The sequence below is a fragment of the Halopseudomonas sp. genome (assembly GCF_036960865.1).
Classification (GTDB): Bacteria; Pseudomonadota; Gammaproteobacteria; order Pseudomonadales; family Pseudomonadaceae; genus Halopseudomonas.
In genome coordinates this window covers 230,863-243,502 of sequence record NZ_JBALWE010000002.1, presented here as the reverse complement: position 1 = coordinate 243,502, position 12,640 = coordinate 230,863, and the positions used below count along the sequence as shown (strand labels likewise).

At 60.8% G+C, this 12,640-nt stretch carries 14 protein-coding genes; 3 read left to right on the top strand and 11 right to left on the bottom strand.

Features of this window, described 5'->3' with window-relative positions; translation table 11 throughout:
- The first annotated feature begins 85 nt into the window (after positions 1-85).
- Complete coding sequence (locus tag V7747_RS03565; RefSeq protein ID WP_335614681.1) at positions 86-1,012, top strand: alpha/beta hydrolase; 927 nt, start codon at positions 86-88, stop codon at positions 1,010-1,012.
- Here the strand turns inward: V7747_RS03565 and V7747_RS03560 are convergent.
- The 10 genes from V7747_RS03560 to V7747_RS03515 form a co-directional block, all read right to left on the bottom strand.
- Entirely contained in the window at positions 952-2,304 is a 1,353-nt protein-coding gene (locus tag V7747_RS03560) for a TAXI family TRAP transporter solute-binding subunit (RefSeq protein WP_335614680.1), read from the bottom strand. The genes V7747_RS03565 and V7747_RS03560 overlap by 61 nt on opposite strands.
- 83 nt (positions 2,305-2,387) lie before the next feature.
- Positions 2,388-2,858, bottom strand: coding sequence for a CreA family protein (locus V7747_RS03555; RefSeq protein WP_335614679.1), 471 nt, complete (start codon positions 2,856-2,858; stop codon positions 2,388-2,390).
- A 220-nt stretch (positions 2,859-3,078) separates the two neighbouring features.
- Positions 3,079-3,663: a HupE/UreJ family protein gene (locus V7747_RS03550; protein WP_335614678.1), complete on the bottom strand. Its 585-nt coding sequence runs from the start codon at positions 3,661-3,663 to the stop codon at positions 3,079-3,081.
- Position 3,664: 1 nt separating this feature from the next.
- The gene (gene ureG / locus V7747_RS03545; RefSeq protein WP_335614677.1) at positions 3,665-4,312 is read right to left on the bottom strand and encodes an urease accessory protein UreG; all 648 of its coding nucleotides are present in this window, start codon (positions 4,310-4,312) and stop codon (positions 3,665-3,667) included.
- Positions 4,313-4,325: 13 nt separating this feature from the next.
- Entirely contained in the window at positions 4,326-4,997 is a 672-nt protein-coding gene (locus V7747_RS03540; protein WP_335614676.1) for an urease accessory protein UreF, read from the bottom strand.
- Between the two features lie 22 nt (positions 4,998-5,019).
- The gene (gene ureE, locus V7747_RS03535) at positions 5,020-5,505 is read right to left on the bottom strand and encodes an urease accessory protein UreE (protein ID WP_335614675.1); all 486 of its coding nucleotides are present in this window, start codon (positions 5,503-5,505) and stop codon (positions 5,020-5,022) included.
- 52 nt (positions 5,506-5,557) lie between these two features.
- Positions 5,558-7,258, bottom strand: coding sequence for an urease subunit alpha (ureC, locus tag V7747_RS03530; RefSeq protein WP_335614674.1), 1,701 nt, complete (start codon positions 7,256-7,258; stop codon positions 5,558-5,560).
- A 17-nt stretch (positions 7,259-7,275) separates the two neighbouring features.
- Positions 7,276-7,581 (bottom strand): urease subunit beta, encoded by a 306-nt coding sequence (locus tag V7747_RS03525; protein WP_335614673.1) that lies wholly within the window; start codon positions 7,579-7,581, stop codon positions 7,276-7,278.
- Between the two features lie 11 nt (positions 7,582-7,592).
- Entirely contained in the window at positions 7,593-7,895 is a 303-nt protein-coding gene (gene ureA / locus V7747_RS03520; protein ID WP_335614672.1) for an urease subunit gamma, read from the bottom strand.
- Between the two features lie 14 nt (positions 7,896-7,909).
- A complete protein-coding gene (locus V7747_RS03515) occupies positions 7,910-8,767 on the bottom strand; it encodes an urease accessory protein UreD (RefSeq protein ID WP_335614671.1) in 858 nt (285 codons plus the stop codon).
- 296 nt (positions 8,768-9,063) lie between these two features.
- Between V7747_RS03515 and rnk the strand changes: the two genes are divergently transcribed.
- On the top strand, positions 9,064-9,471 hold the full coding sequence (gene rnk / locus V7747_RS03510) for a nucleoside diphosphate kinase regulator (RefSeq protein WP_335610719.1): 408 nt from the start codon (positions 9,064-9,066) through the stop codon (positions 9,469-9,471).
- A gap of 59 nt (positions 9,472-9,530) precedes the next feature.
- Here rnk and rmuC read toward each other — a convergent pair whose 3' ends face one another.
- Positions 9,531-11,105, bottom strand: coding sequence for a DNA recombination protein RmuC (rmuC, locus tag V7747_RS03505; RefSeq protein ID WP_335614670.1), 1,575 nt, complete (start codon positions 11,103-11,105; stop codon positions 9,531-9,533).
- A 173-nt stretch (positions 11,106-11,278) separates the two neighbouring features.
- Here rmuC and V7747_RS03500 point away from each other — a divergent pair, with 173 nt between their 5' ends.
- Entirely contained in the window at positions 11,279-12,610 is a 1,332-nt protein-coding gene (locus V7747_RS03500) for a sigma-54 dependent transcriptional regulator (RefSeq protein WP_335614669.1), read from the top strand.
- Positions 12,611-12,640 lie beyond the last annotated feature (30 nt).

Genomic DNA, 12,640 nt, shown 5'->3' with positions numbered 1-12,640 from the left:
AGGTGCAAGCGCCCCTGCGCGAAAGGCAAATGCAATGGCTTGTAACAGCTTGTGCTTTCTATTCACCCGCTCCCAAGGACACCTTATGCCGCTGCTACGCACACTATCGCTGCTGATGACCACCCTGCTCAGCGGTTGCTCAGCCCTCGCACCAGTCAACTGGCTGGTGCCAAGCAATGGTTATGAAAAACTGGACGGTCTGCGCTACGGGGATCTGCCGCGCCAGCAACTGGACGTCTACGTGCCTGCAGAGCTGAAACCCGATGCACCGGTTGTGGTGTTCTACTACGGAGGCAGCTGGCGCAACGGCGAGCGCGCCCACTACCGTTTTGTAGGTCAGGCACTGGCCAGTCGCGGCATTATTGCGGTGATTCCCGATTATCGACTGTACCCCGAGGTGCGCTACCCCGATTTTTTGCGCGATAGTGCCAAGGCGCTGGCCTGGACTCGAGCACACCAGGCGGACTGGCAGAGCCCGCACGGGCCTCTGTTCGTCATGGGCCACAGCGCGGGGGCCTACAACGCCGCCATGCTTGCGCTCGATCCACGCTGGCTGGAACAAGAGCAGCTCAGCCCTGAGGTACTCAGCGGCTGGATCGGATTGGCCGGCCCTTACGATTTTCTGCCCATCATCAACCCCGATGTGCAGCCGGTTTTCTATCACCCGCAGACCCCGGTCGACTCCCAGCCGCTGGTACATGCCAGCGCTGCCAGCCCGCCAGCCCTGCTGCTCGCCGGCGCCGAGGATGATCTGGTGGACCCACAGCGCAACACTCGCCAATTGGCGCAATCGCTGCGCGAATATGGCGTAGCGACCAACAGTGAGGTGCTGGATGACCTTGGACACATCAAAATTCTGCTCACCCTGGCCGCGCCCTTTCAGGGCTGGGCACCGATTATCGACAAGGTGACCTGCTTTATCAGCCAGCATGGCGCGGTTTACGCCGAGCGTCAGGCCAGCGATGGCGTCTCACCGCCCTCCTCCTCGGCCTGCAAGGTTTCCAGCCGGTAGATCATGTAGCGGACGTGCAAATGCAAGCTGTACAGCTCGTGGGCGTAGGAGAGCGGCACGTCCACGTGGTTCAGCTCGGTTTCCAGCGCTTTCAGGCCTTGAATTTCCTCTGCGTATCGCTGTTTGATCTTGCCGCTGTAGATCAGCTTGTCGATTCGCCGCAGGTGCTCGTACCAGCGGTACACGCGGGCCCGAACCCGCCAACGGTAGAGCGGCCCCATGGTCTTGAGTAGCGGAAACATGATGGCAATGAAGGGAATAACCAGCACCACGTAGCGGTCAATGGCCGACGCCACCTGGAACGGCAGATAACGCTGCAGGAAAGGCACACCCTCGCGATGGTAGTAATCAGCCTCCTTGCTCAACTCCAGCCCCATAGGTTCACCGGCGGGAAAACGTCCGGGCTTGTCGAGCAGGTTGCCGTCGCGCAGCACCTTGCGTGCCGCCTCCAGCACCACAGCGGTCAGCGCCGGATGAAAGTTCTTGTTGCCGACCAGCATGGCCACCGGTGACAGTACCTTGGTGTCCTGCGGTGGCATGCTGGCGGCAATGTTCAGCAACCCTCGCGGCACCTCCAGCGCTTCCAGAAAATGCAGCCGCGCTGCAAAAGCATCGGCCTGCGCCAGATTGATCATGGTCACGTCAGGGTTCGCCGCGAGCCGCGTCACCAGCCGATTGTCGGCCGGCAACACCAGAAAAGCGGCATCCAGCTCGCCCGCTACCAACGCATCGACGGCGGCCGAGCTACCCATCTTGCGCCACAGTCCGTTGTTCAACAGCTCCAGTCGGGAAACCTCGTTGCGCTCTTCAAACAGCCCCTTGAGCACAGCCCAGGTGCCGCTGCCCTCGCTGCCAACCGCCACCCGCTTTTCTTCCAGATCAGACAACTGGGTGATGTTCACGCCCTTGCGCTGAAACAGCCACAACGGCTCATGATACAAGGCCGCCAGCCCAACCAGACGGCTGCGCTGTGCGGGCTCCAGCAACAGCTCAGTGCCACTCTGAATCAGCCCGATCTGCACCTGGCCGCTACCGTCGGTGAGGCGCTGCAGGTTGTCCAGCGAGCCGCGGCTAGGTCGTAGCTGCAGCTCCAGATCCTGCTTGGCCAACTCCTTTTGCATGGCCAGGCCAAATTGGTGGTAGCTACCGGATTCGCTTCCCGTGGTCATCACCAGTACTTTGGGCGGCGCCGGATCAAGAAAGCGGAAAAGCAACCACACCAGCAACAGCGCTAATGGAATAATCCACAGGTTGGTGCGAATGAAAAGTCCTATCTGCTTCAAGTTATGCATCCTGCCACTCCAACAACGAATCGTCCTGACAGTCTAATCGGCCTGCGCTATACGCGCGAAAACGCGCTCCGCAGTGCTGCGCACTACTCAGCCGCGAAGCCCCCAGTCCGATAGGCCTTGGTGCCCCACAGCGGCACGGTTGAAAGACTGTGCTTGAAGCTGCCAGATGTTTCCTTGGTCGAGTACGAGAGATACATCAGGGTCTGGTTCTCAGGGTCGAAGATGCGCCTCACCTTCATGGTCTTGAAGAATACGCTCTTGGACTTTCTGAACACGATTTCGCCCGAATCACTTCTATCGATCTGCGCTATCATCTCCGGCGTGATCTCGCCTGTCTGACGGCAAGAGATGGCACTGTCGCTGGGATCGGACAGGCTCAGGTTTGCCTCAACCGAGGCAATATGACAGGTCACGCCGGGCACCTCGGGATCTACCATGGAGTTCAGCTTGATGTCCTTGAGGGTAAATACGCCCAAGGATACATCCCCAACTTCATTGTCCGAGCAGCCTGCCAGCACACCGATCAGTCCCGCCACCATCAGTACTTTCTTCATTGTCATTCCCTGTCACTGCGTATAACCGGTTTCGTCCGGTTGAATGAGAGTATGGCTCTTGCCCGCGCCTGACTTTGACAGCGCAACGACGCGAAGTTCTGCATGACAATCCCGCGCCACAACAGCGCCAAGCTCAGATGCGCAGCCAGCACCAAATCATGGGCAAAAAAAAGCCGCGCTCCCGACAGCCGGGGCGCGGCTTTGATCATGCTGGCGCAGCTTACATGCTCAGCGCCATGCTCACACCGGCCATGCTGATCAGGGCACCCAGCACCTGCACCGCACGCTGCCATTGACGCGCCTGCAGCCATTGCCCGCCAACCAGGCCAAAGGCATGCAACCCGGCAGTGGCCAAAGCAAACCCGAAGGCGTAGGCCGCAGCACCGGCCGCTGCCGGCATTTCCGCGCCGTGGGCATAGCCATGGAACAGGGCAAAGCCGCTGACCAGCAGCGCCGCCGGCAGCGTGGCGCCGCTGCGGGCAACGATCAGCAACATACCCAGCACGATCACTGAGGCAACAATACCCAGCTCAACACCGGGCAGCTGCATACCTGCTATGGCCAGGCCGCCGCCAAGTACCATTACGCCAACAAACAGCATCGGCAACAACCAGCGCGCTGCGCCGCCGAGCTTGGCCGCACACAAGCCAACCGCCACCATGGCCAGCAAGTGATCCAGACCAAACAGCGGGTGGCTGAGGCCGCTGACCAGGCCGGAGGTACCGTGACCAGGGTGGGCATAGGCCATGGCTGGCATCAGGGTAAGGCCGGCGGCCAGCAGAAGGTGTTTGCGAACGGAAGTCATATTAGGCTCCTTGTTGGGATTGGTCTGTCTTGGGCAGTGCCTTGAGCATGCCCTGACGCACGATGAAATTGATGATGTCTTCCACGCCCTGACCGCTCTTGAGGTTGGAAAACACGAAGGGGCGCTCGCCGCGCATTTTCTTGGCGTCGCGGTCCATCACGCCCAGATCGGCCCCCACCAGCGGGGCCAGATCGGTCTTGTTGATGATCAGCAGGTCGGAACGGGTAATGCCCGGCCCGCCCTTGCGCGGGATCTTGTCGCCGGCGGACACGTCGATCACATAGAGCGTGAGGTCGGACAGCTCCGGGCTGAAGGTCGCGGCCAGGTTGTCGCCGCCGCTTTCGACCAGCACCAGCTCCATCTCCGGGTGACGCTGCTGCAGCTCAGCCACGGCGGCCAGATTCATCGAGGCGTCCTCGCGGATGGCGGTGTGTGGACAGCCACCGGTTTCTACACCCAGGATGCGGTCTTCGGGCAACGCATCGTGACGCAGCAGAAAGTCGGCATCTTCGCGGGTGTAGATGTCATTGGTGATAACGCCCAGGTTGTAGTGCGGGAACAGGCGTTCGCACAGGGTGCGCACCAGTGCGGTCTTGCCGGAACCCACGGGTCCGCCAATGCCTACTCGCAATGCAGGTCTGGTAGTCATATGTCAGTGCTCCTTAAGATCGAAACAGTCGGGTGTATTGATGTTCGTGCCGGGCGCTGGCGAAGGCCAGGCCGGGCAACCCCGCGCCGAGTTCGTCGCCGGACAGCTGCCGCGCTGTCGCCACGACGCCCGGCAGGCTGGGCAAAATACGGTCAAGCAGGCGCTGGGCATCGGTCTGGCCCAGCGGTATCAGTTTGGTCGCGGCGCCCACCTGGTTCTCCAGCCAGCTCCAGAGCGCACCCAGTGCCAGCGCATGCGCGCCGGTGCTCCAGTGCTGACCCGCCATGGCCAGCGCGGTGACCAGCGCCAGAGGCTCGCCGCTAGGCCACTCCTGTGCACTGGGTACGCCGAGCGAGCACAGCAGCCGCAACAAGGCGCCGCCCTGCTGGCTGTCCTCCAGATACAGCTCGGCGGTTTCGCGGTTGGCCAGCAGCCAGTCATTCCAGGAGAACAGCGCGCCGTCATCGGCGCGTTCCAGCGCCTCGTACTGCCGCAGCAGAATGGGTATATCCAGCCGCGCGGCGGAGTGCTCAAGCAAACCACCAAGCCAACCGGCGGCACTGTCGATATCCGTCACCCAAGCCTGCTCGATGGCGTACTCCAACCCCTGAGAGTAGGCGTAACCACCAATCGGCAGTGCCGGGCTGGCCAGCTGCAATACGCGCAGCAGCGCCAGATCGGTCATTACTCTGGCTTCCACCCTCGCCTCAGCCACGATCATGCCCGGCCAGCCGCAGAAAAGGTGCCGCCGGGGTGGCAACGCTGTGGCTGTGGTTATGGTAGGCACCGGACTCAGGATTGAAAGGCGCGGTAATCTGCTCTACCTCCAGCCCAAAGCCGCGCAGCATGGCATCCAGCACGTGATCGCACAGGTAACGCAGCTCGCCGGCGCGCACCTCGAGTGCGACGTGACGGTTGCCCATGTGATAGGCCGCCCGCGCCAGCAGCAGCGCGTCACTGCACTGCACACGCGACAGTTGCTCCGGTGCGGCACTGATCATCAGCACGCTGCCATCGCTGCACTGCAGGCGTTCGCCCTGGGCCAGCACACGACCACGTGGTAGAAACAGGCCGACGTCCAACCCGCCCTCGGTGACCGCACGCAGGCGGCTACGGGTGCGCAACTCGTAGGTCAACTCGAGCACGTGGTCGTGACCGCCCTCGCCCTCCAGCCATTCATGACATTCCAGCATTGGGTCTTTCCCTCTCAAAACAGGTCGTTCAACACAAATCGTTCAAAGCCACTTAGAACAGGTAATAACGCTGGGCCAGCGGCAATTCGGTGGCCGGCTCGCAGAGCAGCTCAACACCGTCGGCCTTGACCACATACGTCTGCGGATCAACGCTGATGTCGGGCATGTAATCGTTGAGCTTCATGTCCGCCTTGCCGATGGTGCGGGTATTGCGTACCGCTTCCAGCCGGCGATTCAGACCCAGCTTTTCGGCGATACCGGCGTCCAGTGCGGCCTTGGAGACGAAGGTCACACAGGTGCTATCCATGCCCTTGCCGAAGGCGCCGAACATCGGCCGGTAATGCACCGGCTGCGGTGTTGGGATGGAGGCGTTCGGATCGCCCATGGGCGCGGCGGCAATGGCACCGCCCTTGAGAATCAGGCTGGGCTTGGTGCCAAAGAACGCGGGCTTCCACAGCACCAGATCCGCCAGCTTGCCGACCTCCACCGAGCCAACCACATCCGCCAGTCCCATGGTGATTGCCGGGTTGATGGTGTACTTGGCAATGTAACGCTTGGCGCGGGTGTTGTCGGACCAGTCGTCATCACCCTCCAGCGGACCGCGCTGAACCTTCATCTTGTGCGCGGTCTGCCAGGTGCGAGTTACTACTTCACCGACCCGGCCCATGGCCTGGGAATCGGACGAGATCATGCAGAAGGCGCCCAGGTCGTGCAGGATGTCTTCGGCGGCAATGGTCTCGCGACGGATGCGCGAATCGGCAAAGGCCACGTCTTCAGCAATCGCCGGATCCAGGTGATGGCAGACCATGAGCATGTCGAGATGCTCGTCCACGGTGTTCACCGTGTAGGGCCGTGTCGGGTTGGTCGAGGACGGCAGTACGTTGGACTCGCCGCAGGCCTTGATGATGTCCGGCGCGTGGCCACCGCCCGCCCCTTCGGTGTGATAGGTGTGAATCACCCGGCCGTTGATCGCAGCCAGGGTGTCTTCCACAAAACCGGATTCATTCAGGGTATCGGTATGGATCGCCACCTGCACGTCGTAGGCGTCGGCCACGCTCAGGCAGCAGTCGATAGCCGCCGGCGTGGTGCCCCAGTCTTCATGCAGCTTCAGCCCCATGGCGCCGGCCTCGATCTGCTCTTCCAATGCATCCGGCAAGCTGGCGTTGCCCTTGCCCAGAAAGCCCAGGTTCATCGGAAAGCATTCGGCCGACTGCAGCATCTTGCCTAGGTGCCAAGCGCCCGGTGTACAGGTGGTCGCATTGGTACCAGTGGCCGGGCCGGTGCCGCCGCCGATCATGGTGGTCACACCCGACATCAGCGCCTCATCAATCTGCTGCGGGCAGATGAAGTGAATATGCGCATCGATGCCGCCGGCGGTGAGAATCATGCCTTCGCCGGCGATCACCTCGGTACAGGGCCCAACGATGATGTCGATACCCGGTTGAATATCCGGGTTACCGGCCTTGCCGATAGCCTGGATGTTGCCATCCTTGAGCGCCACATCGGCCTTGATGACGCCCCACCAGTCGAGGATCAGTGCATTGGTGATCACCGTATCCGGCGTTTCTGCGCGGGTGCGTTGGCTTTGCCCCATGCCGTCACGGATTACCTTGCCACCGCCAAACTTCACTTCCTCGCCGTAGCGGGTCAGGTCCTTTTCGACGCTGATCCACAGCTCGGTGTCGCCAAGACGCACGCGGTCGCCGGTGGTCGGGCCGTACATTTCCGCATAGGCCTGTCTGCTGATTTCCATTGTTCGCTCCTGTCTACTCAGAGACTGCCCATGACATCGCCACGGAAGCCATACACCTTGCGCTCTCCCGCCAAGGCCACCAGTTCTATCTCGCGGCTCTGGCCCGGCTCGAAACGCACCGCCGTACCTGCCGCAATATTCAGCCGAAAGCCACGAGCCGCGGCGCGATCAAACTGCAGCGCCGGGTTGGTTTCGGCAAAATGATAATGCGAGCCCACCTGCACCGGGCGGTCGCCGCTGTTGGCCACGCTGATTACCAGCGTCTCGCGCCCTTCGTTGAGTTGCAGCGAGCCCGGTCGGGTCTGTATTTCGCCTGGAATCATGCGGGATCTCCTCAGGGAATCGGGTTGTGGACGGTGACCAGCTTGGTGCCATCGGGGAAGGTCGCTTCCACCTGCACCTCGGCCAACAGTTCGGGAATGCCGTCCATCACCTGCTCACGGGTCAGCAAGGTACGGCCGTAACTCATCATCTCGGCAACGCTGCGGCCGTCACGGGCGCCTTCCATGATGGCCGCACTGATGTAGGCCATGGCTTCGGGATAATTCAGCTTTACACCGCGGGCCAATCGGCGCTCGGCCAACAGGGCTGCGGTAAACAGCAGAAGTTTGTCTTTTTCGCGCGGTGTCAGCTCCATGAAACGGGCTCCATTCAGGTATTCCAGATACGGGGTGAGCAAGCAGCACGACCGTTGATCAAGGGTCTCAAGTGCTGCCACAAACGAATAAAGGTGTTGCGTGCATGTTCGGCCTCATGACCAAGATAACGGCCAATCAGCAAGCCGTTGCGCTGCGTCAGCGCCAGCTGCGGGTAGTCTGCAAAGGTCTCACGTAGCTCATCCAACTGCTGACGATCCAGTTGCAGCGTAGCCAGCCAGGTGCCACTAACACCAGCGCCAGCCAGCCCCCAGCGCGCGTCCAACAGCGCCTCACCGCCAACAAAGCAGTTGCGCTCGATGTAGATCGGCCGACCATCACGCCACACATCCAGGCGCTGCTCCACCGCGCCGTGGGTGAAGCCCTCGTCCGCCGCCGGGCGGCCAAGGCAGAGCAGATCCCAGGCGCAGCAGCGGGCGTCGCCGCTCAGATCGATGCGGGTAATGAGTTTGGCGTTGCAGCCTTCAAAGGCAATGGTGTCCTGCGGCAAGTATTCCAGACTGCTGCCGGCGGCCAGCGTGAAGCGGTTGTGTTGCACCTGAAAGGTGCCGTTATCACGCGCGCGGTAGCATTTGCCCGAGGATGGTGTGGTCAACAGAGCCTGCGCGCCAACCTGCATGTCTGCCTGCAAACGCAGGGTGTCGCCGCTGACCAGGCCGCCGGGCGGATGCAGAATATAAAGATGCGGGCAATCGAGCCCTTCGGGGAAAAACGGGCGCTGAATGCGCAGCGGGCCTCGGTGACTGGTGTGCGCCAACTGAGTGCGCTCTGCACTGCGGATAAACCCGAGGCTCAGGCCGGCTTGCCAGTTCAGCGCGCTGTCATGCTGTTCAAGGTGCCAGGCAAGGGTCATATAGCGTATCCAACCGTTAACGTTGGCCAATTACAGAGCAAGTGCCATGCCACCCTGTTACTCCTGTATTTCGCGGGATGCACGATTAGCGCCCACAGCGCGACGCACCAAAATGATCCACTGACCATTTGGACAGCATTTCAAGGCACCATAAAAGGGCATAATTGGATACACCTTGAGACTTGTAACTGCTCTCCAGTCTGGTAACGTCAGCTGACCAGCGTCCTGCTGGGCAAATATTCAGCAATCCCGACTTTGTTTAACCAAACTCTAGCCAAGGAGTAATGCCGCTCGCCATGAACAAATCCCCTGCCATCGTAATGACCCGCCTGGATGTACAGCGCCTGGAAAAGGTGCTCGACAACATGCAGGCACCACTGGACCTGCTCGAAGCGCTGGAAGACGAGGTGCTGCGCGCCCGCGTGGTGAGCCACAAGCGCATCGCCAGCGACGTGGTCACCATGAATTCGACAGTGCGGTTTATCGATGAGGCCAGCGAGCGGGAGTTTGTACTGACACTGGTTTACCCCGAGCAGGCCGGGCGGCCCGGCACCATCTCTATTCTGGCGCCGGTGGGTATTGCCCTGCTGGGGTTGAAGGTGGGTCAGTGCATCAACTGGCAGGGCCCACAGGGCCGCCCGTTGAAGCTGAAGATCATGGATATTCTGTATCAACCGGAAGCCAGCGGTGACTATCACCTCTGACACCAGCTGTTACCCTCAAGCGCCCCGAGCTTGCCTCGGGCGCGCCTGGCCCCAAACGACTATTCGGCCGGATCGGGGCTGTCATGGCCCAGTTCCAGTGCCGCGCGCTCGGTCCACTCCTCGCCCAATTCTGCTTTAACAGACACGCCCAACTCCTTGAAATCATTGACCTGCTTGACCAGATTGGCCCGCCCGCCAAGTAGCTGATCCTTGGCCTTGCGGTAGGCGTCCGAGGCCTTGTCCAGGCTCTTTTCGATGTTGTCCATGCTGCCCAGAAAGGTACGCAGCTTGTCGTGAATCTTGGCGGCGCGCTCCGCCAGCTCGGCGGTGTGGCGGTTCTGATCCTCGAAGCGCCAGAGCTGGCGCACTATATTGAGGCTGGTCAGCAGCGTGGTGGGCGTGGCCACCAATACGTTCTGCTCGATGGCTTTCTGGAACAGGGTTTCATCGGCCTTCAACGCCTCGACAAAAGCCGATTCGATAGGGATGAACATGAAGACCATTTCCGGCGCATTGAGCCCCGGCAGCTCAAAATAGTTGCGATCCGACAACTCACGAATACGCTGCCCCACCGCCACTACATGCTCGCCCAGCGCAATCCGCCGTTCGGCCTCGTCTTCGCTGTTGATGTAGCGGGTATAGGCGTTCAGCGACACCTTGGCGTCGATGATCAGGTGCTTGTCCTGCGGCAGGTAGACCAATACGTCCGGGCGTTGACGCTGGCCCTCGCTGTTGGTCATGCTGACCTCACGCTTGAAATCAATGCCTGCGCGCAAACCGGAGCGCTCCAGTACGTTCTCCAGAATCAGCTCGCCCCAGTTGCCCTGGGTCTTTTTCTGCCCGCGCAGGGCGGTGCTCAGGTCATGGGCCTCCTGGGTGATCTGCAGGTTCAGGTCTTTCAGGTGCTTGAGTTCGGCCGCCAGCGTGGCCTGCTGCTGGGTATCCTTGTGATGGATGTCTTCCACCTTGCTGCGGAACTGGTCGATCTGCTCACGGAAGGGCTTGAGCAGCGCATCCAGCGACTGCTGATTCTGCAGCGAGAAGGCCTGGCCCTTGGCCTCGAAGATCTTGCCGGCCAATTGCTCGAACTCCATCTTCAACTGATCGCGACTGTCTTTCAGCAGCTGCTGCTGTTCACTGAAATGCTGCTGACGCTGCTCCAGGCTGCTTTGCAATGTGGAGTGCTCGACCTTCAACTGCTCGTGCTCGTGCTGCAGGCTATCGAGCCGCGCGCGCAGCTGGTCACGCTCACCGCGCAGCTCGTCCACTTGCCTGCCCTGCTCACGGCTCAGGGTTTGCGCGCGCTCGGCCTGCAGCTGCCATTCCTGCCCCTGCCCCTGCGCGCTGCTTAAACGCTCGGCCTGCTGCAGCTGCTGCTGACGCAGCTCCTGCACGGTTTCCTGCAGATGCTCGATACGGGTTTGCAGACCGCTGTGCTGGGCCTGCTGCTGATGCAATTCCAGCTGCGCGCTCTGCAGGTCGTCACGCAACTGCGACTGTTGTTGCTGAGCTTGCGCGAGCTCCTCACGCAGCGCGCCCTGCCGGGACAGCATCAACCAGACACTAAGCCCCCAGCCGGCCATAAGAGCAAAAGGTATGATAGACAACAGACTGGCTTGATCGAGTAACGACATCGGGTTCTCCTTAAACTGCCAAGCATTATCCCTAGCCGCGAGCGAATATGTAACCACCTGGGCGTTTGCTCACGCAGCCAGACGCACGGTGCACTGCGAGCAGACCATGGCTGTTATACTCCAGCGATCGCAGTGCACTGTTCCATCGCTAGATAACACCTGTTGTTCTCAGGATGAGAGTCGTACTGATGCCACAGCATCGCGTTTTGATGGTCGAGCCATGCGCAGACTGTGCAGCGCTGATACCTCACCTGAAGGCTTCAGGCTGGATAGTTGACTGCGCATCGTTGGAGAACGCGGCTCACTCGGCAAGCGAGTTATGCATATTCAGCTTGTCAGAGGCTCATCTAGCCAATCTGAGTCGCGTTCGATCACTGGTGGCGAGCAGCTCTTGTCAGTGGGTGGCCGTTGTCTCGGCCGAGGCATTTGGCACCCCTGGTGTAGCTGAACTGATAGCCGAACTCTTCCTCGATTACCACACCCTGCCATTGCTACCGCAACGCCTTATCGCAGCGCTGGGCCGTAACTACGGCATGGCCTCCTTGCGGCGGCTGAAAGCAGCCTCCATTGCAGCCATAAAAGACAGGTTTATCGGCACCACGCCGCAGGCCCGGGACTTGCACAACCTGATTCGTCGAGTGGCGCCCACCGACTCGCCTGTGCTGATCCGTGGCGAAAGCGGTACGGGAAAGGAATTGATTGCCAGTTCCCTGCATGATCTCTCGGCGCGTGCCAAGGCACCTATGGTTGCCATCAACTGCGGGGCAATCGCGCCCCAGTTGATTCAATCCGAACTGTTCGGCCACGAGAAAGGAGCCTTTACCGGCGCACACCAGCGTAGAACCGGACGAATAGAGCAGGCAATGGGCGGCACCCTGTTCCTCGATGAAATCGGTGATCTGCCCCTGGAGCAACAGGCCAATCTGCTGCGCGTGTTGCAGGAACGCAGGATTGAACGTGTCGGCAGCTCGCATTCGCTGCACGTCGACTTCAGGGTGGTGGCAGCAACCCACGTGGACCTGGAGCTTGCGGTCCTTGACGGCCGCTTCAGAGAAGACCTTTACTACCGGCTCAACGTGCTGGAGATCAAGACCAGCCCCCTGCGCGAGCAGCGGCCGGACATCATGCCCATGGCCGAGCATTTTGCGAATGTTTTTGCATGCGAGAGCGGCAATACGCGCAAGCGTTTCAGCCCGCAGGCAATCCAGGTTTTGCAGCAACACCATTGGCCTGGCAATGTCAGGGAACTGGCCAATCGCATCCAGCGCGGAACCATTCTGGCAAGGAGCAAGGAAATCACGCCACCAGACATGGGTTTCGACGAACCAACTGTCGCGGCGCCACTGCCGGTCGCCACCTTGAGTGAACAGATTCAATACGCGGAGCGAACCATTTTGAGCGAAGCGTTACTCTGTTGCCCGCACAATATGAGCCTGCTCGCGCAGGAAATGGGTGTATCGCGCACCACACTTTATCGCCTTTTGAGTAAACACAACCTGAGGTGAGGGGGGCCTGGCCTGCGAGCACGCACACCC